The 26,204-nt window shown below is 68.8% G+C and carries 23 protein-coding genes and 6 pseudogenes; 13 read left to right on the plus strand and 16 right to left on the minus strand.

Going from position 1 to position 26,204, the window contains the following annotated elements; translation table 11 throughout:
* Window positions 1-163 precede the first annotated feature (163 nt).
* Complete coding sequence (locus ACWC91_RS31700) at window positions 164-751, plus strand: dihydrofolate reductase family protein (RefSeq protein ID WP_450641579.1); 588 nt, start codon at window positions 164-166, stop codon at window positions 749-751.
* Window positions 752-830: 79 nt separating this feature from the next.
* Here ACWC91_RS31700 and ACWC91_RS31705 read toward each other — a convergent pair whose 3' ends face one another.
* On the minus strand, window positions 831-2,315 hold the full coding sequence (locus ACWC91_RS31705) for an IS4 family transposase (protein ID WP_450641580.1): 1,485 nt from the start codon (window positions 2,313-2,315) through the stop codon (window positions 831-833).
* Between the two features lie 317 nt (window positions 2,316-2,632).
* Here ACWC91_RS31705 and ACWC91_RS31710 point away from each other — a divergent pair.
* Window positions 2,633-2,965 (plus strand): annotated as a pseudogene (locus ACWC91_RS31710) (transposase); the annotation flags it as partial.
* 109 nt (window positions 2,966-3,074) lie between these two features.
* On the opposite strand, the gene ACWC91_RS31715 reads toward ACWC91_RS31710, so the two are convergent.
* On the minus strand, window positions 3,075-3,650 hold the full coding sequence (locus ACWC91_RS31715; RefSeq protein WP_281155572.1) for a group II intron maturase-specific domain-containing protein: 576 nt from the start codon (window positions 3,648-3,650) through the stop codon (window positions 3,075-3,077).
* Window positions 3,651-3,660: 10 nt separating this feature from the next.
* Window positions 3,661-4,425, minus strand: a complete 765-nt coding sequence (locus ACWC91_RS31720) for a reverse transcriptase domain-containing protein (RefSeq protein WP_450641581.1) — start codon at window positions 4,423-4,425, stop codon at window positions 3,661-3,663.
* A 1,231-nt stretch (window positions 4,426-5,656) separates the two neighbouring features.
* On the opposite strand from ACWC91_RS31720, the pseudogene ACWC91_RS31725 reads away from it, so the two are divergent.
* From ACWC91_RS31725 to ACWC91_RS31740, 4 genes and pseudogenes are all read left to right on the plus strand, one after another.
* Window positions 5,657-6,247: pseudogene (locus ACWC91_RS31725) on the plus strand (DEAD/DEAH box helicase family protein); the annotation flags it as partial.
* A 4-nt stretch (window positions 6,248-6,251) separates the two neighbouring features.
* Window positions 6,252-6,467, plus strand: coding sequence for a helicase associated domain-containing protein (locus tag ACWC91_RS31730; protein ID WP_450726129.1), 216 nt, complete (start codon window positions 6,252-6,254; stop codon window positions 6,465-6,467).
* 564 nt (window positions 6,468-7,031) lie between these two features.
* Window positions 7,032-7,301, plus strand: coding sequence for a hypothetical protein (locus ACWC91_RS31735; protein WP_450641583.1), 270 nt, complete (start codon window positions 7,032-7,034; stop codon window positions 7,299-7,301).
* Window positions 7,302-7,393: 92 nt separating this feature from the next.
* Window positions 7,394-7,849 (plus strand): DUF6444 domain-containing protein, encoded by a 456-nt coding sequence (locus ACWC91_RS31740; protein ID WP_450641585.1) that lies wholly within the window; start codon window positions 7,394-7,396, stop codon window positions 7,847-7,849.
* 41 nt (window positions 7,850-7,890) lie between these two features.
* Here ACWC91_RS31740 and ACWC91_RS31745 read toward each other — a convergent pair whose 3' ends face one another.
* The 5 genes from ACWC91_RS31745 to ACWC91_RS31765 form a co-directional block, all read right to left on the minus strand.
* Window positions 7,891-9,150 (minus strand): RNA polymerase sigma factor, encoded by a 1,260-nt coding sequence (locus tag ACWC91_RS31745; RefSeq protein ID WP_450641587.1) that lies wholly within the window; start codon window positions 9,148-9,150, stop codon window positions 7,891-7,893.
* 2 nt (window positions 9,151-9,152) lie between these two features.
* A complete protein-coding gene (locus ACWC91_RS31750; protein WP_450641589.1) occupies window positions 9,153-9,572 on the minus strand; it encodes a YciI family protein in 420 nt (139 codons plus the stop codon).
* A gap of 32 nt (window positions 9,573-9,604) precedes the next feature.
* A complete protein-coding gene (locus tag ACWC91_RS31755; protein WP_450641590.1) occupies window positions 9,605-9,949 on the minus strand; it encodes a DUF1801 domain-containing protein in 345 nt (114 codons plus the stop codon).
* A gap of 50 nt (window positions 9,950-9,999) precedes the next feature.
* Window positions 10,000-10,548, minus strand: coding sequence for a dihydrofolate reductase family protein (locus tag ACWC91_RS31760; protein ID WP_450641592.1), 549 nt, complete (start codon window positions 10,546-10,548; stop codon window positions 10,000-10,002).
* A 283-nt stretch (window positions 10,549-10,831) separates the two neighbouring features.
* Window positions 10,832-11,182: a hypothetical protein gene (locus ACWC91_RS31765; RefSeq protein WP_450641593.1), complete on the minus strand. Its 351-nt coding sequence runs from the start codon at window positions 11,180-11,182 to the stop codon at window positions 10,832-10,834.
* 140 nt (window positions 11,183-11,322) lie between these two features.
* Between ACWC91_RS31765 and ACWC91_RS31770 the strand changes: the two genes are divergently transcribed.
* The gene (locus ACWC91_RS31770; RefSeq protein ID WP_450641595.1) at window positions 11,323-12,087 is read left to right on the plus strand and encodes a transposase family protein; all 765 of its coding nucleotides are present in this window, start codon (window positions 11,323-11,325) and stop codon (window positions 12,085-12,087) included.
* 33 nt (window positions 12,088-12,120) lie between these two features.
* On the plus strand, window positions 12,121-12,462 hold the full coding sequence (locus tag ACWC91_RS31775; protein ID WP_450641597.1) for a hypothetical protein: 342 nt from the start codon (window positions 12,121-12,123) through the stop codon (window positions 12,460-12,462).
* Window positions 12,463-12,815: 353 nt separating this feature from the next.
* On the opposite strand, the pseudogene ACWC91_RS31780 reads toward ACWC91_RS31775, so the two are convergent.
* Window positions 12,816-12,935: pseudogene (locus tag ACWC91_RS31780) on the minus strand (transposase); the annotation flags it as partial.
* Between the two features lie 53 nt (window positions 12,936-12,988).
* Window positions 12,989-13,111 (minus strand): hypothetical protein, encoded by a 123-nt coding sequence (locus ACWC91_RS31785; RefSeq protein ID WP_450641598.1) that lies wholly within the window; start codon window positions 13,109-13,111, stop codon window positions 12,989-12,991.
* A 150-nt stretch (window positions 13,112-13,261) separates the two neighbouring features.
* On the opposite strand from ACWC91_RS31785, the pseudogene ACWC91_RS31790 reads away from it, so the two are divergent.
* The 3 genes and pseudogenes from ACWC91_RS31790 to ACWC91_RS31800 all read left to right on the plus strand — a co-directional run.
* Window positions 13,262-13,758: pseudogene (locus ACWC91_RS31790) on the plus strand (integrase core domain-containing protein); the annotation flags it as partial.
* A 43-nt stretch (window positions 13,759-13,801) separates the two neighbouring features.
* A complete protein-coding gene (locus tag ACWC91_RS31795; protein WP_225079703.1) occupies window positions 13,802-13,972 on the plus strand; it encodes a hypothetical protein in 171 nt (56 codons plus the stop codon).
* 67 nt (window positions 13,973-14,039) lie between these two features.
* Window positions 14,040-16,745, plus strand: coding sequence for a SpoIIE family protein phosphatase (locus ACWC91_RS31800; RefSeq protein ID WP_450641599.1), 2,706 nt, complete (start codon window positions 14,040-14,042; stop codon window positions 16,743-16,745).
* Between the two features lie 23 nt (window positions 16,746-16,768).
* On the opposite strand, the pseudogene ACWC91_RS31805 reads toward ACWC91_RS31800, so the two are convergent.
* The 3 genes and pseudogenes from ACWC91_RS31805 to ACWC91_RS31815 form a co-directional block, all read right to left on the minus strand.
* A pseudogene (locus tag ACWC91_RS31805) lies at window positions 16,769-18,302 on the minus strand (ISL3 family transposase).
* Between the two features lie 62 nt (window positions 18,303-18,364).
* On the minus strand, window positions 18,365-20,899 hold the full coding sequence (locus tag ACWC91_RS31810) for a SpoIIE family protein phosphatase (RefSeq protein ID WP_450641601.1): 2,535 nt from the start codon (window positions 20,897-20,899) through the stop codon (window positions 18,365-18,367).
* A gap of 414 nt (window positions 20,900-21,313) precedes the next feature.
* Window positions 21,314-21,544, minus strand: a complete 231-nt coding sequence (locus ACWC91_RS31815) for a response regulator transcription factor (protein ID WP_141365842.1) — start codon at window positions 21,542-21,544, stop codon at window positions 21,314-21,316.
* Window positions 21,545-22,172: 628 nt separating this feature from the next.
* Here ACWC91_RS31815 and ACWC91_RS31820 point away from each other — a divergent pair.
* Window positions 22,173-23,505: pseudogene (locus ACWC91_RS31820) on the plus strand (NF041680 family putative transposase).
* Between the two features lie 368 nt (window positions 23,506-23,873).
* Here the strand turns inward: ACWC91_RS31820 and ACWC91_RS31825 are convergent.
* Together ACWC91_RS31825 and ACWC91_RS31830 are read right to left on the minus strand one after the other, a co-directional pair.
* Window positions 23,874-24,434: a hypothetical protein gene (locus tag ACWC91_RS31825; protein ID WP_450726131.1), complete on the minus strand. Its 561-nt coding sequence runs from the start codon at window positions 24,432-24,434 to the stop codon at window positions 23,874-23,876.
* Between the two features lie 376 nt (window positions 24,435-24,810).
* Window positions 24,811-25,140 (minus strand): hypothetical protein, encoded by a 330-nt coding sequence (locus ACWC91_RS31830; protein ID WP_225080304.1) that lies wholly within the window; start codon window positions 25,138-25,140, stop codon window positions 24,811-24,813.
* A gap of 320 nt (window positions 25,141-25,460) precedes the next feature.
* Between ACWC91_RS31830 and ACWC91_RS31835 the strand changes: the two genes are divergently transcribed.
* Window positions 25,461-25,592: a hypothetical protein gene (locus ACWC91_RS31835; protein ID WP_263638905.1), complete on the plus strand. Its 132-nt coding sequence runs from the start codon at window positions 25,461-25,463 to the stop codon at window positions 25,590-25,592.
* Window positions 25,593-25,692: 100 nt separating this feature from the next.
* Here ACWC91_RS31835 and ACWC91_RS31840 read toward each other — a convergent pair whose 3' ends face one another.
* Window positions 25,693-26,181 (minus strand): GNAT family N-acetyltransferase, encoded by a 489-nt coding sequence (locus ACWC91_RS31840; RefSeq protein WP_225080984.1) that lies wholly within the window; start codon window positions 26,179-26,181, stop codon window positions 25,693-25,695.
* Window positions 26,182-26,204 lie beyond the last annotated feature (23 nt).

Here is a 26,204-nt window from a genome sequence, read left to right on the forward strand (position 1 = left end):
ATTGGCCTCAGCAACCTTGATCATCAGATGTCGCTCATTCGTTACCGGCCCGCCCTCCCGGGTGAGTCGACGCCGCCGTAGGTCTCTCGCCGGTCGCCGATGAGTTTCACGGTCATAGGAGGTCGATACGAGTGACAGCCAACAAGCACAAAGGAGGCCCGCGATGGGCAAAGTGTTCACTCACATGACGATGTCGCTGGATGGGTTCGTTGCGGATCCGAATGACCACGTCGGGGAACTGTTCGACTGGTATGAGGCGGGGGAGGTGACCGTGCCGAACCCGAACGAGACCGTTTCGTTCCAGGTCGACAACGCCAGTGCGCAGGCGCTACAAGAGTTGACCGGCAACTGCGGTGCACTCGTCGCCGGCCGACGACTGTTCGACATCGCCCATGGGTGGGGTGACAAACACCCGGCAGGCGCCCCTGTCGTCGTGGTCACTCATCGCGCGCCTGAGGACGCCGCCACGAAGTGGCCCACGACGACGTTCGTCGATGGAGTCGAAGCCGCGGTCACCCGGGCCAGACAGATCGCCGGCGATCAGGACGTCACTATCGCAAGCGCGACGATCACCCAGCAGGCACTCGATCTCGGTCTGGTGGATGAGGTATGTGTCAGCCTCGTGCCGGTGCTATTCGGCGAGGGGATCTCCTACTTCACGAAGCTGGGGCGGGGCCACCAACTCCTCGACGACCCGATCGTCGTCCAGGGACGCCGTGCCCTTCACCTGCGGTACCCAGTCCGACGTTAGCCTCGCGCTGTCGCGAGTGGGGCTGTCCGAGGGGTGATCACATAATTGAGGAGTGTGTCTGACCTGCAATGCCGGTGACTTAGGGTGTTTTCGCAGGTGGGGATGGGTGTCCTGGGTTCCCTGTGACTTTGAGCGAGTAGCTGACGTGGCTGGGAGGGCGGGGCTCGTCCCGGCGTTTGGCTTCGAAGGTGTTCCTCGGCGGTTTCTTCAGTCGTTGGCAGCGACGGTCACGGCGTGAGGGCAGGAGGTCGTTCAGGAGTTCCTGAACTACTTCGAGTCGAGCGGTGCACAGGACCTCCGGGTTCGCTGCGCTCTGTCCGGCGGTCGTGAGCCGGGCGAGTTGCACGGTCGTGGTGAAGGAGATCCGGTCGGGATCGACCTCGCCCTGTTCGGCTGCGTGGACTTTGAGCGCGCATAGTGCCTGGTAGACGGTGAGAAGCGCGCAGGTCTCCTGGCAGATGAGTTCGGGGGTCTTGGAGCGCAGGATGAAGCCGGCGCCTCGCAGCCGGTTCTTGAGTTCGGCGAAGCCGTTCTCGATCTCCCAGCGTTGGTGGTAGAGCTGGGCCAACTGCCGTGCGGGCGCCTGCCGGTGGTCGAGCAGGCTGGTCGCCAAGCGGAACTTCTCGGCCTGGTCCGGCCCGTCCTGGGACCGGACGGTCACGGTGTAGTCGATGATGCGCACGAGGTGTCCTTCGGGCAGTCCCGTCGGGGTGCGGCCGTGAAAACGGGCGTTGCCCAGGCGCTGGCCCTCGGCGGGGGTGGGCATGACGGACACGTACGAGCCGTCGGGCAGGACCCACAGTGGTGGCAGGATGAGGTTCTTCTTGATCCGCCAGGCGAGGTGGCAGCCGGTCGCCTCGACCAAACCCCACAGCTCATGGCCGGCGAAGTTGCGGTCGGCCAGCAGCAGCATGCCTGGCCGCAGGGAGGCGAGCAGGCGGCGGGCGAGCTTGTGCTCGCTGAATCTGGCGATCGAGTCGAAGGCCGCGTCGATGATGGCGTGGGTGCCGCACTCGATCAGGGCCATCAGTCTGACCTGCGGGTTCCCGCTCTTGTTTGTGCCGTCGCGGCCGGTGAATCCGAACGTGGCGGCGTTCTCGGGGGTGTCCGGCACGTCCAATGCGGTGCCGTCCCAGGCGACCAGTCGTAGGCCGAAGGCGAACGCTCCGGGAGTCGAGGGTGCTGCCAGGGCGCCGCACCGGCGTTCGAAGAGCGCCTGGAACGGCTTGTCGCCCAGGCGCTGGCGGGCTCTGGTGAGGGCCGAACTGGTGGGCAGGCGCTGGACGAGGCCGCCCGGCAGGTTCCGCAGTTTCTCGGTCAAGGTCCGCAGGACCACCCGGTACCCCGGTGGCCCGGCACTGTCGGAGCTGCTGAACAGGCACAGAGCCAGGACGAAGTAGACCACCGCGCGGGCTGGCAGAAGCCTGCGACGGCGCTCAGCTCTTCCGGTCAACTCCAAGACCTCGTCGATGACTTCGGGGGCGATCTCCTCAGTGAGTACGCCGAGCCGGATCCGGTCGCCGAACTGCGGCTCCAACCGCCTTCGGGGACTTCGACGGGACACCGGATGGGTCGTCGACGTGACGTTTGAGGCAGCAGTGATGGCAGACTGAGCACCCAACGGGGCTCCCTTGCAGACAGTCGGATCTTGGTCGATCTTCTGTCCTACCGGGAGCCCCGTTGCCCGGTCCCGAGATCATCTGGCGCATCATCAGATCGGGGTGAATCTCCCCCCTGCACCCCAGAGGGCTACTCACCCAAAACCACCATCAGCATGCGCTCCACCTGCACCGATGCACTAAATCACCGGCATTGGTCTGACCTGGGACGATGGGATTTGTCTAGGAACCTGGTCGTCGTCAAGAAAGCCGCACTCCTCGGGTGAAGAAGCGTAACGGGACGTATCCGCGTGTTCGTGTCGAGGGTGACGGTCGCGGGGTGATCTCGCACTCCGGTGCCGTGCTGCTGATCGAGACCGCCCGGAAGGCAGGGCTGGACGCGGCAGTGTCCGCGGCTCTGGCGCCGTGGCGCAAAGCGCGGGCGGTCCATGATCCGGGCAAGGTCCTGATGGATGTGGCGCTCGCCGTGGTCCTGGGCGGGGACTGCCTGGCCGACGTCGGCATGGTGCGGGCCGAGCCCACGGTGTTCGGGCCGGTGGCCTCCGACCCGACCATCTCCCGCCTGATCGACACGTTGTCCGCGGCCGGGGCCAAGCTAACGAACCCTCACGTAGGGTCGGGGGCTGGCGCGGTTGCGGAGTACGTCCGCTCCGTTTCCAGCCCCCGCCGCATCGAACCGTGCGTGCGGTTCTCCCGCACACGGCTCACCGACGCCGTTCACCGTCGGCATTCGGCCTGCCCCGCCAGTCCCGAAAGGGTCTGGGTGCAACAACGGTTCCATGCAGGGCGACCAGCCCCAATGAGTCGGAGTCCGCGTAAGCGACCACCGACCAGCCGAACTTCCGGCTGCGCCGGTGCTTCTTGGCGAGGAACCCGCCGATCCGCATCCGCGCGTACGAGCTGATCTGGTCAAAGCGATGGGCCGAGTTCCCGAACCGGAAATACGCGGCCCATCCGCGAAGGAACACGTTCACGTCCTCCACGATCACTTTGACCGGCCGCAGCATCCTGCGCCGTTCCGTGAGTTCACGGATCCGGTCACGGGCATGCTGCACTGCCCTGTCCGAGGGCCAGCGAGCGAGGAAGGCGATCGGACGCCGCCCGCTGCGGGGCCGGGACGTGACCCACCGGTGGTGGAAGCCGAGGAAGTCCACTCCCTCGCCACCGACCTGCAGGTGCACGATCCTGGTCTTGGCCGCCTTCGGCTCCAGTCCGAGTTCGGCCAGCATGACCTTCAGCTGCCCAAGGGCGGCTTCGGCCTGCTCGCGGGTAGCGCACATCACCACGGCATCATCGGCATAACGGACCAGAACCCCATGACGACGCGTCCCATGCCCGGTCCAGCCGGTGCAGATAGACGTTCGCCATCAACGGTGAAACCACACCGCCTTGTGGGATTCCGGTCACCGGCCGACGGACCTGCCCGTCCCCCATCACTCCGGCCCGCAGCATCGCGCGCAGGAGTTTGAGGACGGACCGGTCGCAGACGCGTTCCTCGACCGCCTGCATCAACTTCTCATGCGGAATCGCCTCGAAACAGTTGGCGATGTCCGTCTCCACCACCCAGCGCCTGCCTCTCCACGCCTCATCGATCAAGACTTGGAGGGCATCGTGCGCCCCTCGCCTGGGCCGAAACCCGAACGAGCACGGGAGCATATCGGCCTCGACGACCGGCTCGAGCACGATCTTCAGCGCCGCCTGCACGACCCGGTCACGGACGGCAGGAATCGACAGCAGTCTCTGCTCCGCAGTTGTGCCGGGTTTCGGAATGAACACCCGGCGCGCAGGCAACGGCCGCCAGCGGCCTTCCTTGAGTTCCGCGGCCAGCTCGTCAAGGAGCCGGTCGATGCCGTACTCCTCGACCTGCGCGAGAGTGATGGCGTCAATGCCCGGTGCGCCGTTGTTCCGACGCACCATCGCCCACGCGCGCCGCAGGACGTCCCTGCAGTGGACCTTGTCCCCCAGCGCGTGGAACCGCCGTCCGGGATCGGCCTTGGCCGCCCGGTAGAGCGCATGCTGCAAGGCTCGGACCGGATCCAGCTTCAGGGATCCCAACGTGGCGGAACTAGCCGTAGCGGCACTCACCAAGCCCCTCCAGACAACCTGCGCATCGACGAAGCAGCGGCCCTTCCCTGGCCGGCGGTTGTGTTGTCCGCCGGCTCATCGCGGTACTACGGCCGCCTCCGACGCCCACCCGGCTCGCGCCCACTTCCCGGGGTGCACCCGGTTATAGGACGCGCAGCTTGCGGCAGCACCTATCCGCAGGCCACCGGGCCGGGGAGGGCCTCCCCAGTTCCCGCTGTCACCGTCGCAACGTTCCATGCCCCATACGCCGGGGAGTCCTTCACGGCTGCATCTCCAGAATCTTCGCCGCTTCCATGGCCTTCACCCTGATTTCGGGGGCTCGGCACTCCCTGTCCCCGCCCCGAAGGACGGGCCTCTAACGACGCCGCAGGCTTCGCGTGATGCTACGGACCGCTGCTTTGCTCCCCCTTCGAAGGGCTTTCGACACTGGGCTTCGACGCCGGGCGTTTCCCCCCGACGCCGCCAGTCTGCTACCGGGCCTCCTGGCAGCTACCCGGACCGGACTCTCACCGGCAGGCGACAACGAGCTTACGACCAAAGGTCACTTACAACATCAAGACCTCCAGTCTGCTGGGCGCGCAAAAGCGCGAGGCTAATCAAGCCCGCAGGCCCTGGCACGGCCTGGCCGACGTCGAACTCGGCACCGCGGAATGGGTCGACTGGTTCAACAACCAGCAGCTCCATACCGCCATCGGAGACATCCCGCTCCACGAACACGAGACCAACCACTACGCTCACCACCAGCACCAACCGGCGGCTGGAGTCAACGCATAGAGCCTCCACCGATCCCGGAGCGTTTCAGAGAAGAAGACGGATGAATTTTGTCAACTGATCGACTCGGTAGAGGGATGGACGCCAACGCACCAAGCCGTGGAGACGAGTGACCACGAGCAGCTGACCTTCTCAATGCTGGTGTGGTGTCGACCCGAACGAAGTGTGCTTCGGGCACACGCTGCTGGCCCACGCCAGAGACGTCGAGGGCGACGGTCACCTTCAGACGGGTTACCCACTGAACACGGCCGCGACGCGATCCTGCTGGCCTACGACGCCGACCCCAGGGTGCCCGCACAAGACAGTGAGGCACCCTTGCAAATCGCGCAGTACCACAACCACATGCGGCCGTGCGCCTGCTGCAGCGTGCGCTGGGAGCCGGCGCGAGAGCAGCTGCGCAGGCGGAGGACCGTGTGGGAAGGCGCCGACCGTGAAACTACGTGACCATCAAGTCGAGGCCGTAGCCGCCATTGTGCGGCGCCTCGATACCCCGCCGGGTGGCATTCCCGCGGACGGGCTGCGTGGGCAGGTGCACGCCGCCTGCGGGACAGGGAAGACGATTATGGCCGCCGCGGCGGCAAAGCGGCTCGTGCCGAAGGGGCGCATTCTCGTTCTGGTGCCAACGCTGGATCTCCTGGCACAGACGGTGAAGACGTGGCACGACGCCGGGCACAAGGGGCCGGTGGTTGCCGTGTGCTCGCTCCAGGACGACCCGGAGCTGTGGGGCCTGAGGGTGCGTGCCACGACGAATCCGGTGCAGCTGGCGCTGTGGCATGGCGCTGGGCCGGTGACCATCCATGCCACGTATGCGTCGCTGCCGGTGCTGGCGGAGGCGTTCGAGGGCGTCTACGGCCAGCAGTTGACGCCGATGGACCTCGCGGTGGTCGATGAGGCCCACCGGACTTCGGGGTCGATGGGCAAGGCGTGGGCGGACATCCACGACCAGGCGAAGATCCCGGCGTACCGGCGGCTGTATTTGACGGCGACGCCGCGGATCTGGCAGGAGCGGCCCCCGCACTGGGCCCGTGAGCGCCTTCGAGCGGGGCATTGCAGCCCTGGCGCAGTACAAAGCCCGAACGGGCTCCGTGACCGTCCCACGGGGCCACGTAGAACAACTGGAGGACGGCAGCGAGGTCAAGCTCGGGGTGTTCCTGAGCAACAGCAAGACCAGGCGGGCCAAGCTCACCACAGACAAACTCGCCGCGCTCGCCGACCTCGGACTCGACTGGGCAGCGGCGTGAGTGTCGTTGTCGGACGATCGCCGACTTCGCCCGCTGCCGTCGAAACGTGATGCCGCTGGGCCGGCAGGCATCTTGCTGGCCCAGCGGTGAGAGGAGAGCTGCCGGGTTCGCGATTCGCCGTAGCGGCGCTCGACGGTGCCCTGGCCCTTGTGGCGCCGCAGTACCTCGGCGGCGTCGGCCTGCTCGGGGGTGAGGGTGGTCAGCAACGCGTACCAGCCATCGACGGCGGCTTCGACCTGGAGGACGTCCTGGTCGAAGTGCCAGTCGAGGGTGGGCCGTCCGGTGGCGTCGGTGGTGATGGAGGTATGCAGGCAGCCAGTGACGCGGCGGGTTTCAGCGATCACGCCGATGCGGGCGGCAATCTTCTCGGCAGCGTTGTAGTAGCGGCCGCCGGCCCCGCGCTGCAGCTTGTCGAACTCTTCCTGGGCAGCGCAGGGCGCCTGCGACGTTGGGGTCGGATTCGGCCAGGACCGCCCCGGCCAGCAGCTCGGCGGGAACCGGCACACTCCCCGGCCGGGCCAGGACGGCCTGCTGCCTGCGCGCGGCGCTGGTTGAGTTGAGCCCTTGCATGAGTTCGACGATGCGCAGGACGTCCGGCCAACCGGTGGGCGCCGACGCATCGACAGCGGCGGTTTTGACGCTGCGGAGTGCTTCCAACTTGGCGTTAACCTGCTTGAGTTCATGGACTCGTGCGGCGAGATCAGCGGCGCCGATCTGGTCGAGTTGCTGGTCGAGATGGAGGCGCGCATTGTGCTGAAGCTGGTCGCGCTCGGCGCGGAGATTGCGGATCGTGTCCATTCACGGGTGATGCTGACCTGCGGCGGGGCCCGGTGATCTCGGCGATCTGACGACCTTGTAGGTTCCTGGTCGTCTCGCAGGGGCCGTCGTACGAGGAGCTTGCCGCGCTGGTCGCTGTGCAGGCCCGCGTGATCGATGAGCTGCGGGCCGAGGTTGCTGAGCTGCGGGCCGAGAACGCCGAGTTGAAGCGTCGGTTGGGGATGGGCTCCACCAACAGCAGCAAGCCACCCTCGTGGGACGGGCTGGAGAAGAAGGCGACACGGTCGCAGCGTGAGCGGTCGAAGGAGCGCAGGCCGGGGGGACAGCCGGGGCGGGCGGGTCGCTCGTTGCAGCCGGTGGCGGCGCCCGACCTGCGCCGTCGGCATCGCGAACAACATCGGCACCGTACTCACCGGCGGCCTCGCCCCCATGCTCTGCTCCGCACTCTCCTCTGGTTCGACCACAGCATCACCGGGGTCGTCGCGTTCATCGCCGTGATGAGTGCCCTGACCATCCTCACCGTCGGGCTGGCCCGCGAGACCCGGCACACCTCCCGCCCGGACACGGCACCGAGGCGCCCGCGCGACCTCCAGAAAGCACACTGACCACCGGCGCCACGGCTCGGCAGCGGAGCGCCGCGGGGCTGTCAGCGGTCCGGCCGGCGCTCGGCGAGCGCTGTAGTCATGCGTTCGAGCAGCAGCCGGCGCTCATGCCGGGTGGGCGCGAGTTCGGCGGCGCGCTCGAGTTGTTCGGCCGCCTCGGCGTTCCGGCCGAGGCGGAGCAGGAGGTCGCCCCGGACCGCGCCGAGCAGGTGGTAGCGGGCCATCCGCCGGTCGTCCAGGAGCGAGTCGACCACCGCCAGCGCGGTCTCTGGTCCGTCGCTGTGGAGGAGGGCCACCGCCCGGTTCAGCTCGACCACAGGGGACGGCGCCAGTTGGGCGAGGGCGTCGTAGAGCGCGACGATGCCGGCCCAGTCGGTGTCGGCGAAGGTGACCGCCCGGGCGTGGTATCCGGCGATGGCGGCCTGGAGCGTGTAGGGACCGAGCGGGCGGCCCAGATCGATCGCCCTGTCGAGCATGGCGAGACCGTGGGTGACGAGTGTCCGGTCCCAGCGCCGCCGGTCCTGGTGTTCGAGCAGCACCGGCGCGCCGTCCGCGTCGGTACGGGTGGGGAACCGCGAGGCCTGCAACTCCATGAGCGCGACCAGCCCGAAGACCTCGGGTTCGCGCGGCAGCAGTCCGGCGAGTACGCGTCCAAGCCGCATCGCCTCCCGCGCCAGGTCCCGTCGTACCCACTGGTCGCCGGAGGTGGCCGCGTACCCCTCGTTGAAGACGAGGTAGATGACTTCGAGCACCGCGCCGACCCGGGCCGGCAACTCCTCGGCCGGCGGGGGCTCGAAGGGAACGCGCGCTTCCGACAGCGTGCGCTTCGCCCGGGAGACGCGCTGACCGAGCGTCGCGGAGGGCACGAGGAAGGCCCGGGCGATCTCGTCGGTGGTGAGCCCGGCGACCAGGCGCAGGGTGAGTGCCACCCGCGACTCGGGGGCGAGTACGGGATGGCAGGCGATGAAGACGAGGGTGAGCAGGTCGTCGGGGATCCGGTCGAGTGCCTGCTCGGCAGTGTCGGGGGCCCGGTCGTCCAGGTCGGCGGCCATGAGGGCCGCCTTGCGCCGGCCGGTCGCCTCCCGTCGGGCACGGTCGATCGCCTTGTGCCGGGCGGTGGACATGAGCCACGCGCCCGGCCGCGGCGGGACGCCGTCGGAGGGCCACTGTTCGAGGGCGGCCACGAACGCCTCGGAGGCGAGGTCCTCGGCCACCGCGACATCCCCGATCTGCCGGGCGAGCGTGGCGATGATCCGCGGCGACTCGATCCGCCACAGCGCCTCGATCGACCGGCGGACGTCCATGATCAGCCCTCGCCGCCCCGCTCCTGGAGCTGCCGGCTCTTTTCGAGAGTCGCGGGGTCGACGGTCTCGGCGAAGTCCGCCATGTCGTAGAACGGCCGGATCTCAAGCGTCTGCGTCGCACCGTACTGCGGGTCGAAGGGGCACCGCTTCGCCCATTCCACGGCCTCCGCGAGCGAGCTGACCTCCCAGATCCAGTAACCGGCGATGATCTCCTTCGACTCCGTGAACGGCCCGTCGACCACCGAGGTGCCGCCCGCTGTGAAGACCACCTGGGCCCCGGCCCCGCTGGGTTTCAGCCCCTCTCCGCCGAGCAGGATGCCGGCGTTGACGAGCTGTTCGTTGTAGGCCTGCATCTTCTCGAACATCTCCTGTGACGGCCGGCCCTTGCCTTCGTCGGCGCCGGTCCCCTTCGTCGTCACCATGACACGCACGATGTGGTTCCCTCCCCTGTCGGTCAGTGCACGCCGCAGGTCCGGCGCAGGACGTCGGCGATGAGGTCGTAGTCGACCTCGTCGTCCTCTCGGATCTCGACGGCCTTCCGGTCACCGTTGCCGAGCGGCCGAAGCAGCCCTGGCACGGCGTCGACGCCGGCCGCGTCGAACACCATAAACGAGACCTTGTCCTTCGCGACGTGGATCGCCGCCGCATGACCGCCGTCGCGAAGGAAGTGGGGCTTACCGTACTGGAAGGCCTCCTCGACGCCGGGGATCGTGCGGTGCGCCAGCTGCCGCAGCCTCGTGCACACCTGCTTCTGCCAGGGCTTCGCCTTCTCGATGTAGTCCGTCACGTCGTCGTTCACGCTGTCCTCCTGAGTGGGTGGGGGTTCGGTCGCCGGTGCCGTCGCGTCCGTCACCGCGTGGTCGAGCGGTAGGTGAGCACCACCAGGCCGGAGCCGAAGGTCACCGCGTCCGCCAGTTCGACCGGGCAGGTGCTCGTCGGCCGGAAGAGCGGCCGGCCGCCGCCCTTGATCACCGGGTAGAGCCAGATGCGGTACTCGTCGAGCAGTCCGGCCGCGGCGAGATCGTCGGTGAGCCGGCCGCTTCCCCAGACAAGGATGTCGGCGCCGTCCTGCTGCTTGAGCCTGCCGACCGTGCCGACCAGCTCGCCCCCGGGGATCACCGTCGCCGGTCCCCACGCGGCGGTGTCGACCGACTCGGAGGCGACGACGTACTTGGGAATCGCGTTGACGTGGTCGGCGTACGGATTGCCGCCCATGTTCGGCCACGCCTGAGCCATGCCCTCGTAGGTGACGCGGCCCAGGAGCAGCGTGTCGGCGCCGAGGGTCAGCTCGAAGGCGTGCTTCTGCGCCGCCTCGTCGTTGTACTGGAGCGACCACTCATGCGGGTCGTCGATGTAGCCGTCGAGCGTCGTGTAGGTGGAAGCGATGATCCTGCGCATAGGAGTCCTCCCTGATGAAGTGATCGGGCCCGGTGGCCCTGCCGCCAGGTCTTCGAACGGGAGGCCGCGTTTTCGACATCGGCGGGAGACAACGTCGCGGACGAGCCCCAGCCGGCGGACGTTTTCCATGCATTGATGGACGTGTAAGGGTTTTGCGCCCTCTGCCATCGGGCGACGGGCTCGACTGGTACGGGTTCCGGCGCGACGACGTCGGCAGACAGACATGGGCCGCTTGAGCACTGCGAACCGGGCCACACGGAGAAAGTCCGAGCTGGACGGACGCCTATCCGTGCTGGCTGCCGTGTGCGAGGAGCTGGCGCACCGGGAGGCCGTGCCGTACGCGCTGGACCAGGCCGTCGCCGGGCAGCGCGGCCAGGAACATGCTCTCCACCGCCCGGTTCAGGCCCTCCACAGTGCCCTTGAGGTGAGGGGTGTAGGCGGGCAGGTCCTCCACCGTCACATCCAAGAGATCGAACGCGGCCGTCACCGTCCTGGACAGGAAGTCCTTGCCGCGGTCCACCCGCACCTTCTCCGGCAGACCGCCGAACGCGCCGTAGGGAGCCTCCCGCAGCACCGCGGAACGCAGCGCGGCCAGCACCGACTCCCGCGACGGATGCACCGGCGTGACGGCCACACCCGTGATCGCTTTCGTCGCACAGTCAATGAGCCTTTTCCAACATGACTGGGAGTCGCTGGGGTTGGCGTGGCGGAACGACGAAGCTCCTGGTAGATGGGTTGTCGACCAAGATCAACCTTCGCTGCCAGGAGCTTCGCGTGCTTGTCTACCCCTCCGGACTGGACCTGTCCACTTCCGCACTGCGGCTGCTGCGGCGGGAGCTGACCGCTCGGTGGCGACGGATCGGTACCCGCTGGCGTCGACTCACGTGCGGACGACAGGCGTTGATGGCCCCGGCCCACCTGCGCTGCGGTCACACCTTCGCCCAACTCGCGGTCGGGTTCGGCGTCGGTCTGGCCACCGCCCACCGCTACGTCACCGAGGCCGTGGACGTCCTGGCCGTCCTCGCCCCTACCCTCCAGCAGGCCATGGAGGTTGCCGCAGGCAAGGCATTCGTGATCCTGGACGGAACCCTGCTGCCCATCGACCGCATCGCGGCGGACCGTCCCTTCTACTCCGGCAAGCACCGCAAACACGGCATGAATGTCCAAGTCCTCACCGACCCGTTCGGGAAGCTCATCTGGGTTTCGCCGGCCCTGGCAGGCGCGGTCCACGACATCAGGGCAGCCCGCTCCCACGGTCTGCTCGACGCCCTCAACAACGCCGACATCCGGTGCTGGGCTGACAAGGCGTACCAGGGCTCCGGCCCTGCCGTCCGCGTCCCCTTCCGCGGCCGCTGGAACAAGCTCTCCGTCGGGAAGAAGGCCGTCAACCGCGCCCACGCGAAGATCCGCGCACTCGGCGAACAGGCCATGGCCACCCTCAAGTCCTGGCGCCTGCTGCGGAAGCTCCGCTGCAGCACCACCCGCATCACCGACCTCGTCAAGGCCGTCATCACCCTGGAGCTGACCGCCTCAACCTGAGGCGGAAGCCTCACTGCCTCCTATACTCCTGGCGTGTTTGATACGTCGAACCTCCTCCACGTTTCGTCCGTGCTCAATCGGCAGTCGATCGCGCAGCACGGCCTGGATTGGACCCGGATGGGCGCCGCACCGGGAATCGCCGGCAGTCGCCGCCCTGAGGTGGAGGGGATCTTCGTCTGTCGAGGCGAGGAGGAAGCAGAGTTCCTCCTTCAGATCAACAACACCGGTGGGCCGGTTGATCTCTGGTCCGTGGACGACATCGATGAGGGATTGCTCCTCGACAACGGCAACGGATTCGTCTACCTGCCCGGCCGCATACCAGCCGCGCGAGTCCGCCTCGTGCGATCAGACGTTCCTCCGCAGCTTGGTTTTTGACTTCGCGCGGCGCTACGGCTGGGGGCAGGCCCCTGCGGAATCTGGCTGCGAGCTCGGCGAAGACGTGCTTGCAGCGCAGGTGGGCCAAGGTCGTCAGCGCCTGACGCCTGCAGGTCAGCCGCCGCCGGGTGCCGATCTGTCGTGGCCGAGCGGTCAGCTCCCGCCACAGCAGCCGCGGTGCTGAAGTGGACAGATGTAGCCCGGATGGGTGGGCAATGACTCGGGGGCTCGGCGGAGAAGGTTGCTGTTAGCCGACACCCCATCTACTTGGGGCTTCGTCGTCCCCTCACCGCAACCCCTCGACCTCACAGCCAGGTTGGAAGGGGCTCAATGGTCTGGTCGGTGCCGTCGTCGCGCCAGGTGCAGAAGTAGTACTTCACCGCGCCGGGTGGCGGAAAGTCGTGCGGAAGCAGGTCCCACTGGCAGCCGGTCCGGCCCTGGTAGAGCAGCGCGTTGACGATCTCCCGCATCTCGTACCGGCCCTGATGGCCGCTGACCGAGGGATGCGCGGCCTTCCACGCGGCGATCATTCGACCAGCGCCCACTGCTCGTCGCTCACGTCGGTCTTGTAGGGCTTGCGCTCGCTCACGGTGCCCAGCCCAACATGCCCATGGCCGCCGACCGGCCGGGACGCCGCACCGCCACACATTCAGGCGACGACAAAACTCCTATGCACTCACATACCGCCCTCTCACGTCCAAGACAGTGGCCCTACGCCCCTAAACCGCCACCCACCAGCATCAACACACCCAGGCCCACTGTCACTCACCCCACTGTCCCGAAACCGAGAGATCGCAGGCTGGTGTTCCTCGAGCACGGCACTCGGCGGCTGCACATCACGGGCGTCACAGCTCACCCCACCCGGGAGTTGGCGGTGCAACAGGCCCGGAACCTTGCCGCCGACCTCGGCTTGCGCATGGAGTCCCTGCGCTTCCTGCTACGTGACCGCGACGGCAAGTACGGGCAGTGCTTCGACGCCGTCTTCGAGGCCGAGGAGATGCAGATCCCCAAGAGTGCACCGCAGGCCCCTCGGATGAACGCCCACTGCGAGCGGGTGATCGGCACAATCCGGCGCGAGGTCCTCGACCATGTCCTCATCGTGAACGAGGCTCACGCCCGGCAGGTCCTGGCCACCTACCAGTGGCACTACAACGAGCACCGCCCCATCGGGCCCGCAACCAACTACCTCCGGGCGCCGACCAGCAGCCCATCGCCATACACGAGCTCGAAGGCCGCCGACTCCTGCGGACCCGCGTCCTCGGCGGCGTCATCAACGAGTACCGCTATACGGCTTGACCTGCAGCGACGACTTTCCGAGCCCCACAGGGCGTTCGCCTGGGTGGACGACGAGGTGACGCGGCGGGACCTGGACTGGGTCCGCGGCCACCACAGCGGGCCCGCGTATCCGCGCTGGATCCACCCGGGCATCGGACCGACGGGGGAGGACTTCGAGGCGCTCGCCGTGTGGGCCCACGGCCGCGGCGGCGCCACGCCCGGTGGCAAGCGGTAAGGGCTGGGGGGACGCTATGGCTGTGGACCGGAACGGCGAAGGCCAGACATCGCCGCACGCAGACGCCGTGCTACTTCAGCATATGATGGCCGCGCTCAGCGCCGGGGTGTACATCCTGGACGACAAGTCGCACATCATCTGGGTCAATCCGCGCGCCGAGACCCTGCTCGTGCGGTCCGCCGCCGACATGATCGGCCACGACAGCCATGATCTGCTGCATCGCGGACCCGGCGGCGGCGCCTCCCCGCGCCACGCCTGCCGTCTGCTCGGCGCCTTCCTCAGCGGCACCACCGCGCACTCGGACGAGTGGTTCGAACGAGGCGACGGCGCCGTCATCCACGTGGCCTGTCTGGGCGTGCCCTACCGGACGCAGGACGGCACGAACGGCGGAGCCGTGATCTTCTACGAGCACCCGCCGCGCGCAGTTCCGGCCGCCGAGTCCTCCGACGCTGCGGCAGAGCTGTCGGACGTCATCGGCCGTCTCACGCTGGTCGCGGAGATCACCACCGTGCTCACCTCGACCCTGGACTCGCACGAGACGCTGCGCCGACTGGTCCGGCTGCTCGTCCCCCAGCTGGGTGACTGGGCTGTGGTGGACCTCCTGGGCAAGAGCGGGGAGGTGCAGCGCGTGGCCGTCGTCCACCATCACCACGGCGCATCTGTGAACGCGGAGGAGTTCGAGGGCCCCATGCCGCCGGTCTCGGAGACCGAGAACATGCCGCTCGCGCGGGTGCTGCGCGGCGTCCTCCCGGTGATCGTGAGCCCTGCGGACTACGAGGGTTCCCTCGATACCGGCATCGCGGTCCAGCAGCGCGATCTCATCCGGGCGACCGGTATCCGCTCCGCTGTCATCGCGCCGCTGCACGGTCTGGGCGGGGTGGTGCTGGGCGCGCTGACCGTCGGCCGCGCCGAGCAGCCGCAGCCGTACGGCCCGGCCGAGCTCACCCTGGTGGACGACATCGCCCGCCGGGCCGGACTGGCGGTGGACAACGCCCGCTTGTACGAACAGCAGCGGCGAGCCCAGGGACGGTTGGAGTTCCTCTATGAGGCCGGGATGCGGATCGGCACCACGCTGGACGTGCGGCGCACGGCCGAGGAACTGACGCAGGTGGTCGTCCCGCGGTTCGCCGACATTGCCACCGTCGAGCTGCTCGATCCGGTGCCGCGGGGAGACGAGCCGACCGGAAAACGCACCCAACTGCGCCGTACCGCGGTCAGCTCTGGGCTCACCGGTCAGCCCCTCTACCCGGCCGGCGAGCTGATCAGTTTCGCGCCGTCCACACCGCATGCATCCGCCGTGGAGCACGGGCACGCGGTACTCGAGAGGGACCTCGAGGCCGCCCACGGCTGGCGGGCGTGGGATCCCCAGCAGGCCGAGAAGATCCTGGCATGCGGCCTCCACTCGCTGATCGCGGTGCCGCTGCAGGCCCGGGGTGTCATGCTGGGGCTGGCCACCTTCTGGCGGGCGCGGAAGGAGCCTTTCGCAGAGGAGGACCTGTCCCTGGTCGAGGAGCTGGCCGCCCGGGCGGCGGTGTGTATCGACAACGCCCGTCGCTACACCCGCGAGCACGCCATGGCCGTCACCCTGCAACGCCGTTTGCTCCCCCTGGGCCTGCCGGAGCAGGATGCCCTGGAAGTGGCCTACCGGTACCTGCCCGCGCAGGCTGGAGTGGGCGGGGACTGGTTCGACGTCATCCCCCTGCCAGGAACTCGTGTCGCCCTGGTCGTGGGCGACGTGGTCGGACACGGCCTGCACGCCGCCGCCACCATGGGTCGGCTGCGCACCGCGGTGCACAACTTCTCCGCCCTGGACCTGCCCCCCGACGAACTCCTCGCCCACCTCGATGATCTGGTCACCCGGGTCGATCAGGAGCAGACCGGCACGGACGAGGGGGCGGGGACGGGCGTCACCGGAGCCACCTGCCTGTACGCGATCTACGATCCCGTCTGCGGCCGCTGCAGCATGGCCCGGGCCGGTCACCCGGGGCCCGCACTTGTCCGCCCCGACGGCACCGTCTCCTTGCCTGACATCCCCGGTTCCCCGCCCCTGGGTCTCTGCGGCAGCCTGCCCATCGAGGTCACTGAGCTGCAGCTTGCCCAGGGCTCCCACCTGGTGCTGTTCACCGACGGACTCGTCGAGGACCGCCACCGCGACTTCGATGCCGGCCTCATGCTGCTCCTTGACACGCTGAGCGGCCCCGCTACCCAGACTCCGGAGGAGACCTGCCAGACCGTCTTCAACACCATGGTCCCCGACCGCCCTCGCGACGACGTCGCGCTCCTGGTGGCCCGCACCCGCATGCTGGACCCAGCTCAGGTCGCTGACTGGGACGTCCCCTCCGACCCAGCCGCCGTTGCACCAGTGCGCGGCGAATGCGGCCGGCAGCTACAAGTGTGGGGCCTGGAAGACATTCAGTTCACCGCCGAGCTCATCCTCAGCGAACTGATCACCAATGCCATCCGATACGGAACTCAGCCCATCCACGTGCGGCTCCTACGCGACCGCAACCTGATCTGCGAGGTCTCCGACGGCTCCAGCACCTCCCCCCACCTACGCCGGGCCGAAACCACCGACGAAGGCGGACGCGGGCTCTTCCTGGTCGCCCAATTCGCCCAGGGCTGGGGCACCCGCTACACCCCGAACGGCAAGATCATCTGGACCGAACAGCCCCTACACGCTGGGGCAGCAGAACCCATCGAGCAGCCCAGCGACATCCTCCTCGACCAATGGAGCGACGAAGGGGACTGTAAATCGTTCGGCTCTGGCCCGTAGTCGGTGGTGACGCCGAGTAGCCGTCAAGGCAGAAGGATGCGGTGGCGGAGGAGGTCGAATCCGGCGCGTCCGTGCATCTGCCTCATGATCCTCTTGGTGCGGGTGTTGACGCCTTCGGTGCGGCCATTGTGGTAGGGCAAGACGAGGCCGGCGTTCACGGCGGACCGGTCGATTTCGAGACCGTTGGTGAAGCTGCGCAGGTGCGGCACGTCGGTGGCCCGGGCGGTCGTGATCCACTCGGTGAGTTTCACGTCGTTGCCCTCGGCCGGTTTCAGCAGGGCGGCGAAGCCGCGTACGAGATCGGCGAGTGCGGTCATCTCTGGGCAGGCCGCGGCGATCTTCTCCAGCAGGGTCGTTTGCTTCGGGCGCAGATTTTCGGGGTCGGTGAGCAGGAGGCGGCTGGCGTGACGTGGGGTGGTGACGGGGCGGTCGCCTTCGGCGCGGCCCTGGTTGAGGTAGCGGACCAGCAGGTTGGCGCTGCCGGTGTAGCCCAACTCCCGGATCTCTTCGAGGAGGTGAGTGACCGGGACGGCGGGATCCTCGGCACGGCGCCGACGCAGGTGCTCGCGGTAGGGGTCGACGAGGGTGCGCCGGTAGGCGGGGGCGATGCGCAGGGCCTGGGGTTCGGCCATGCGGGCGTAGCGTTTGACCGTGTTCAGGGCCAGGCCGAGGCGGCGGGAGCAGTCGAGCAGGCCAACGCTCTGGCCGATCAGATCGTGGACCTTGTTCCAGCGTTCGCGGGTGGTCTGCTCGCGTACTCCGCCGGGGCGGGGCGGGTTGATGGTGGCCCAGCAACCGGCGTGCGCGCGGACCTCGAGCTGGACTTTGTCGCAGAGATTTCGCCAGAGGTGCCATCGGTCGCTGACCTGCACCGCGTCGGGCAAGGCACGGCGGACGGCCTCGGCATAGGTGGCCGAGCCGTCCCGGCACACGACCTGGACACCAGGATGTTCGCGCAGCCAGGACTCCAAGTCGGTGCCTCGCGGTCGGGCAGGACCGCGACGCGTCGGCCGGTCTCGGCATCCGTGATGATCGTGGCGTAGCGGTGGCGGCGGCGCAGGGCGAAATCGTCCACGCCGATCACCCGCGGGATGGCCTGCTGCGGCAGCGGCAGGCGCCGCAGATGGCGCAGCGCGGCACTCCGGGAAACGGGCACGGCCAGCAGGCCGGCCAGGGGTGCGACCGCCCGGCTGCATCACTCCCGCGCCACCTGGGATATCTGCCCGACAAGACCCACCGTGCGGCGCTGATGGCGCTCCAGCAGTCCGGGCATCTGCTCGCGGAAGGTCTGCCGGCGCAGCCCAGGGCCGGGCAGGCCAGCCGCCGTACGCGCAGGTGGACGATGACCTGGCGGCCGTCGACCGGCACGTCCCTCACCGTTCGGCGGTGATAACCGTGCACCTTCGCCCTCGGCGTCCCGCACACCGGACACGGCACCGCCACGTCCCGGGTCCGGGCCGAGACCACCACCGCGTCGCCGCCGTCCGCCACGTCCTCGACGACCAGCGCCGAAAGCCCCGAAAACACCGTCCTCATAAGGGAGTTGATATCCACCACAAGATCATGATCGAGGGTGGCTACTCGGCGTCGCCACCGACTACGGGGCAGAGCCTGATTCATCACTCCCCCGCGTCAGGTGTGACGGTTTGTTCGGCCCAGATGGTCTTGCCGGTGGGGGTGTGGCGGGTGCCCCAGCGGTCGGCGAGTTGGGCGACGAGGAGGAGGCCGCGTCCGCCTTCGTCGTAGACGCGGGCGCGGCGCATGTGGGGGCTGGTGCTGCTGGTGTCGGAGACTTCGCAGATGAGGGTGGTGTTGTGGTGGATCATGCGGAGCTGGACGGGGGGTTTGCCGTAGCGGATGGCGTTGGTGACGAGTTCGCTGACGATGAGTTCGGTGATGAAGGCGGTGTGGGTCAGTCCCCACGTGGTGAGCTGGGCGGTGGCATTTTGGCGGGCGTGGGCGACGGCGGCGGGGTGGGGTTGCAGGTCCCAGGTGGCGACGCGGTCGGCGCTGAGGGCGCGGGTGCGGGCGATGAGCAGGACGATGTCGTCGTCGGGTCGGTGGGTGAGGGTGGCGGTGAGGACGTGGTCGCAGACGGTGTCGAGGGTGTGGGTGGGGCGGACGAGGGCGGCGAACATGTTGTCGAGGGCTTCGTCGATGTCGTGGTCCCGGGGTTCGAGGAGGCCGTCGGTGTAGAGGGCGAGCAGGCTGCCTTCGGGTAGTTCGGTCTCGGTGGCCTCGAACGGCAGGCCGCCCAGGCCGAGCGGGGGGCCGGCGGGGACGTCGAGGAGGTAGGCGGCGGCGTCGGGAGTGACCACGGCGGGCGGGGGGTGGCCGGCCCGGGCGAGGGTGCAGCGGCGGGTGACGGGGTCGTAGACGGCGTAGAGGCAGGTGACGCCGATGCCGCCGGCGCCTTCGGGGGCGCCTTCGGGGGTGGCTTCGTCGGCGGAGAGGCGGATGACGAGGTCGTCGAGGTGGGTGAGCAGTTCGTCGGGCGGCAGGTCGACGTCGGCCAAGGTGCTTACCGCGGTGCGCAGCCGGCCCATGGTGGCCGAGGCGCGGATGCCGTGGCCGACGACGTCGCCGACGACGAGGGCGACGCGTGCGCCTGACAGCGGGATCACGTCGAACCAGTCGCCGCTGACGCCGGCCAGGGGGTCGGCGGGCAGGTAGCGGGAGGCGATCTCGAGGGCGGCCTGCTCGGGCAGGGTGCGCGGGAGCAGGCTGCGCTGCAGGGTCATGGCGGTGGTGCGTTCGCGGGTGTGGCGCCGGGCGTGGTGGATGCTCAGGGCGGCCCGGGCGGTGAGTTCCTCGGCCAGCTGCAGGTCGAGGGGGGTGAAGGGGGCTCGGTTGTGGTGGCGGCTGAAGAGGGCGGCGCCCAGGGTGGTGTCTCGGGCGCGCAGCGGCACCACCATGAGCGAGTGTGTGCCCCATTCGCTCATCCGGGCCGCTCCCGGGTCCTCGCCCGCCCACCGGGCAAGGGTGGGGCCGGTCATCTCGTAGAGGGCCCCGCGGTCCGTTGCCAGGCATTGGGCCACCGGGGACAGCGCCGGGTAGGTGCTGGACTCGCCGGCGGCGAGCGGGGACTCGGGGCTTGTTTCCGGGACCGAGCGCACGGCGGCGCGGCGCATGGTGATTGGCCCGGCCACAGCGGTGGCGCCCACCTCCTCGCCGCGTGCGGGGAGCAGGTCGACGGCGGCGAAGTCCGCGAGGCGGGGGACGGCGGCGTCGGTGAGTTCCTGGGCTGTACGGGCGATGTCCGGGGTGGTGCCGATACGGGCGCCGGCCTCGTTCAGCAGCATCCGCTGCCTCTGCGTGTGCTCCTCGTGTCCCTGGTACGCGGTCAGGCACACGCCCCGCAGCCGGCCCGCTGCGTCGCGCAGCGCGGTCAGCGACACCGGCCGGCCGGATTCCGGGCCGTCGGCGCATCCGGCAGGGGCGGCGGAGAGGAAGGCCTCGGTCCACTGCGGCTCGCCGTCCTGAAGCACCCGGCCCATCCGCGCCTGGATCTCCTCGCCCCCGGGATGCGGCACGATGTCCACCAGGCGCAGCCCGCGCATCTCGGCCTCGGTGAGCGAGAGGGCGCGCTCCATGCCGGTGTTCGCCGCGATGAGCCGCAGATCCGTGCCGAAGACGGCCAGCATGCAGGGTGACTGGGCGAACGCCCACTGCTTCAGCTCCCTCAGCCCGCCCGGCTCCTCCTCCTGCCCCCGCACGCCCGGTGCGCCCGGTGCGCCTTGCGGGTGGTTTTCGGGGTGCGGCGGCGGGCCGGTCACCGGGCAGAGAAGGAGCCACTCGGTGGCCGCGCCGCCGGTGGGGGTGCGGCGGTGGGCGAGCAGGTGCTGTTCGAGGCGGCGGCCGTCCTGGTGGCGCAAGCCCACGGTGCCGTTCCACCGGTCCTTGCCGGCCGTCTGGTGTCCGGCCGCCCGGCGGGCGGCCTCGCCGGTGTCGTCGGCGAGCAGGCGGGTGGCAGGGCGGCCGATGACCTGTGAGGGCTCGTAGCCGAGCAGGCGCCGGGCGCCCTCGCCCCACCCCGTCACGATGCCGTGTTCGTCGACAGTGGCCGTGGCCGTCACGGTGGCGGTGCGGGACGGCTCGAGCGGGGCGTCCGCCTCGCCCGGCCGTTCACCAGGAGGAGTGGAAAAGTGCTCCATCGGCGCTCATCTCGCCTCGCTCGTTCCTCGACCGCTGCTCCCGGGCGAACCTCCGCGGGCCAGGGCCCTACCAACAAGCATGATCCTGCGGGGCAGGAAGCACCAGCACGGTGCCCGGCGAGGCGCCCGGGCCAGGCAGGGGGCGGACCGCCCCCGGTGGGCGGTGCGCTGCGTGAAGGGCCGGGTACCGAGGGTGGTTCCCCAATCAAGGCCGCCGGACCGGCGGTGACAGTCTGCGGAGAGCCGGTCAGAAGCTGTTGTCCTTTCGATCACATCGCACTCAAGATCGAAAGGACAACAGCTTCTGACCGCAAAGCGGCGGCGACGCCCGGCGTCCGGCCCGCGGACTGCGCCAGCACCCCCACCGTCGCCGACGTGCGCGGGTCGACGGGGAGCCGGTCGCGGCCCCCTGGGTCACAGGCCCAGGGCGATGGCCACGCGGGTCAGTTCGGCAGTGTTGGTGATGTTGAGCTTGGCCCGGATACGGCGCAGGTAGGCGTCCACAGTGTGGGTGGAGAGGCCCATGTGGCGGGCGGTCTGGAGGTAGGTGCGGCCAGCGGCGATGTGTCGGAGCGTCTCGCGCTCGCGCGGAGCCAGCGCGGGGGCGGGGGCTTCGATGTGCGGAATGGCGAGGGTGGCGCTCATGATGCTGTCCTCCGGCGAGGGATCTGACCGTTTAGGGTGATTTGCCCTGATTTCTTCAGATTGCTCGCCGGACGTCATGGCCGTGTCCGCCGACTGTCACAGGCGTGCCACAGGGAAAGGCGGAATGGTTTGAATCAGAAGCCGTATCTCTATCGATCATGAGGAAGGTTCTGATCGAACACGGTCCTTGGTCGGGTGATCTCGGCCGGGTGGATGCATGAGTCCAGGGCCCCTTGATGGCTCGGGTTTGCGACCACTCGAGTGCCAGGAGGTCCTGTTGTTCCAGTCTTGGGTGACGGCCCCCGTCTCTTCCAACTCCCGCGTGTCGTCGTGCGATTGCCTCGCGCACAGGTTCGAAGACGCGGCCGATCGCCCGGGGAGGGTACCGGTGTATCCGTCGGACATGACGGACGCGGAGTGGGCAGTGGTGCGGGACGCGACGCCGGTGCCGGCCTGGCTGGGAGGGCCGGGGCGGGCAGCCGCGGAGGGCTACTGCCGCCGTGTGATGCTGGATGCGATCCGGTACGTGACCGACAACGGCATCAAGGGGCGCTCGATGCAAGCCGGCTTCCCTGCCTGGGACCGGGTGTATGCCAGTCTCGCTCCTGCAGGTCCCGCCGACGCCGCACTGGGCGTCCTGTCCCACTTTCGCTTCGAGTTCTACGACTGCCTGTACAGCCGCGCGGACGCGCTCTTCGAGCCCACCGACGCGGTGCTGTGCGCGGACAGGCCGGTGAAAACCCTGGTCGAGCTCTCCTTGACGGTCGAGCACCGGCGCGGGCACGGTGCGCCCCGAAGGCGGCCGACGGGCGGATCGTGCTCGCCGTGGATGTGTCGCACTGGCTGCGCCCCGACGCTCCCACCAGCGGCGACCGGCTCTTCTGCCATGTCTACGGACGCGGCGACCGCAGGTCGGACCAGCTCATGCCCGGCTGGCCCTACTCATTCGTCGCGGCCCTGGAGTCCGGCCGCACCTCCTGGGTCGCTCTCCTGGACGCGGTCCGCCTGGGCCCGGCCGACGACGCGACCACCGTCACTTCCGCCCAACTGCGTGATGTTGTCCAGCGGTTGACGAGCGCAGGCCACTGGAGACCGAGCGATCCGGACATCCTGATCGTGATGAACTCCGGCTACGACCTCGCCTACCTGACCCAGGCTCTCGCCGGCCTGCCCGTCGTGCTGGTCGGCCGCCTGCGCTCGGACCGGGTCATGCTCCGCGACCCCGCCCGGTCGGGTCCCCGGGGCGGGCGCCCTCGCCGGCATGGCGGCGTCCTCACGTTCAAGAAGCCCGACAGCTGGCACGAGCCTGACGTCACGACCGTCGCGGACACCACCCGCTACGGCACGGCCACCACGACAGCCTGGGACCGGATGCACCCCCGGCTCACCCACCGCGGACCCTGGCTGAACCATGCCAAGGAAGAACTCCCCGTCCTGCATGGCACGTTGATCCGTCTGAAGGTCGAACGCCTGCCCAGCGATCGCGACCCGAAACCGGTCTGGCTGTGGTGCCCGGCCACCGCGGCCGCACCGGCGGACGTGGACCGCTGGTGGCAGTCCTCCCTCCGCCGCTTCGACCTGGAGCACACCTTCCGGCTGATGAAACAGACCCTGGGCTGGACCGCCCCGAAGGTCAGGAATCCCGACACGGCCGACCTGTGGACCTGGCTGATCATCGCCGCCCACACCCAGCTCCGCCTCGCCCGGCCCCTCGCCGAGGATCTCCGGCGCCCCTGGGAACGGCCCAGCGAGCCCCGCCGCCTCACCCCCGCCCGGGTCCGCCGGGGGTTTCGCAACGTCCGCGCGACAGCAGCCGCCCGGCAATCGCGCCGAAACCGTCCCGACCAGGTCCCGGACGGCCTCCCGGCTCGAAGAACAAGCAACGGGCCAGGCGCCACGACGTCGGCAAGACCGTGAAACGCGCCGAATCGATCAAAGAACACCAAGCCCAGCGAGGTTAAACGCCAAGCTAAGACCATAACCCGTTCTGGCACAGCGTGAAGAAACAGGAAGCCAAGGAATCCCACACGGAAACCGTGCCGCGTAGCGGCACAGCAACCCGTGGGACGGCCAGAATCCTCGGGCTTCAGCCCAAGGAGTATGTCAAATCGTCGGCCACACGGTGGAACTGGCCGAATCAGCCGACCGCGCCGAGGAGTTGATCCGCGAGACGATCGACCGCAACGGCATCGTGCCCGAGACCGTGCACGCCGGCCGCGGCACATCGATGACGAGCAAGAAGGTCTCCCGGCCGCTGATCGGCCTCAGCGTGACCGGGAGCCACTCAGACCCAGGACCAGCAACGGCAATCCCTGCAGGGAGAGCCACTTCACAACCGGGTCCACTCGTCGCTGAAGGTGTCCTTGCCGATCTCGCAGGAGGCGATGGTGTAGCCGCCCGACGCGGTGGACTGCGAGATGACCCTGCCGTTGACCTTCAACTGGCAGGTGACATGGCCACCCCCCTGAAGCTGCGCGGTGATCGCGTAATGCTGCCGGTTCTCGAGCGGCCTGGTCACGCTCATCGGCACCTTGCCCTGGGCGGGGGACCCGGCCGGGCCGTACCGTACGTCGGCGCCGCTGGTGCCGGTGACGACGTAAGTGACGGTCGGCGGCGCCTCCTTCTGGGGAGCGGACTGCGAGGCAAAGGCCTTGGAGGCGTTGCCGGCGGCCGAGGGTGCGGCGGCCGGGCTCTTGGCAGTACCGCTGCCGGGCCTGCCGCCGGTAGCAGCGGTGATCGCGCCGGCGATGACCAGGATGCCGACGACACCCAGGCAGGCGGCTCCGGCGCAGGTCTTGCCCCTGCTCTTCTTCTTGTGAGGTTCCGGGGCCTGCGGCGGGAACGGCTGCTGCGGCCGGCCGGGCTGCCGGCCCCGAGAAGGCGTGGACATGCGCGGGTACCCCCATGTGGTGGCGTGAGGAAGAGGAACGGGATGAGACGGAATTCGTACGGGAGCATGTCCTGGCAGTGCGTGCACACGTGCCGCAGCGCGGTGGAAACCGGGCATCGCCTGCATCACCGCCAGGCACAGCAACTCCCAGTGGCTGAGCTTCGAGGGGCCGCCCAGGCAGACGCGTGACCCCAGCCCACTCATCGTCTTCACGGACAGTGCGGACGGTGGGCGGCGGTGGTCGGGTGGTCACGAGGGTGTTCAGGACAGTTTCCGCAAACGGATCCTGAACACCCTCTCTTCGCGCCCGCAGGCGTGTGGACAGACTCGTCTAGGTCCAGGCGTCGCGCGGCAGGCGGGAATGTGACGACGGGGCCTAGGAGTACACCCAGGTCTGCGAGTAGGACGAGGACTGCGAGGACGACCAGTTTGACGAGGTCGAGTAGGAGCTGTAGTCCGGCGTATCCACGTACGACGTGGACTGCGAGGACGAGGAGGACGAGGAGTCCGACGAGGACGACGTGACGTCAACATCATTGGCGTAGCCGCTGACGGTCTTGGCCTCCTGCTGGGGCGCTTGCGTGGCCACGGCGCTGGTCTGGGCCGGGGCGGCGAACGCGGCGGTGGGGATCAGCGCGCCTCCCGCGGCCAGGGCGGCGGAAGCGGTGAGGACCGCCAGACGCCGTGTACGAGGTGTGCGGGCCATGGTCAATCTCCTTGGTGAGAAATGAGGGGAAAGGAATGCGCCGAAACGGTCCTGCCGGTTCTCCAGCAGGACGGGCGCGGGACACACGTCCCGTCAACACCGTCCGGACCATCCCGGTGGGCTCACCTGCTCTGCGTGAACCCATGCCTCAATTGACCCCGCCCCGGCGCACCGCGTCATGTCCCTGGAATTCGGGGCTTGACAAACATCCCCGGCCCACCGACCCTCCCCCCCGACGTCCCTGCCCCAGAGCTGCCGGTCATCCTCAACATGCCGGGCAAGATCGCCGACTCACCCTGCGCGTCAGCGCCGTCCCCTCCGTGCACCGCAGGCTCCTCGCCCGCTGCCAGCCGCTCGACGGCAGCCACGGCTCCCCGGCAGTAACGGCCCAGCGCAAGGCCCGCTGCGAGTACGAGAACCGCGTCAGCTCCCTCGCACCGACCGGACCATGATCGTTCTCAGTGCGGCTTTCGGAGCGCGCGGCGTCCAGCGGCTCCTGCACGCCAGCCGCCATGCAGGCGAAGCCGGTGCCCTGCAAACCGGCACACCGCGTCATTCCGAAGGAATGCGAAACTCGAATTCGGGACGGTCCCACGGCACGGCGGGCGGGTTCGCGAGCGCGGTCCCGGTCCGCACTGCACCAACGCGGTGGTAGAAGTCCTCGGCGGGAAGATGCGACACGACCTTGACACGGTCGAGCCCGGCGGCACGGGCCTCGGACTGCATGTGCGCGACGAGCAATCGTCCAATACCCCGTCCTTGCGCTTCGTCGGCGACGAACAGCAGGTCGAGCTCCGGTGGAGCGAGGACGAGCGAGTAGAACCCGATGACCCGGCCTCCATGCTCGTCGGCGCCGACGGCCACAAAGGCGCGGTGGGCTTCGATGTAATCAGGACCGACCCGGTAGCCCGCGACTGCGGCTGCGTACTTACCCTCGTAGGCGCCTGAGCCACGCACGAGCCGCGTGAGCCGTTTGGCATCCCGCGCGACGGCCCTCCGTATCGTGATCGGCTGGCTGATCGGGGAAGTGCGTGAACTCATCGGGAGAGTATTTCGCACCGGAG

The sequence above is a fragment of the Streptomyces sp. NPDC001204 genome (assembly GCF_053598035.1).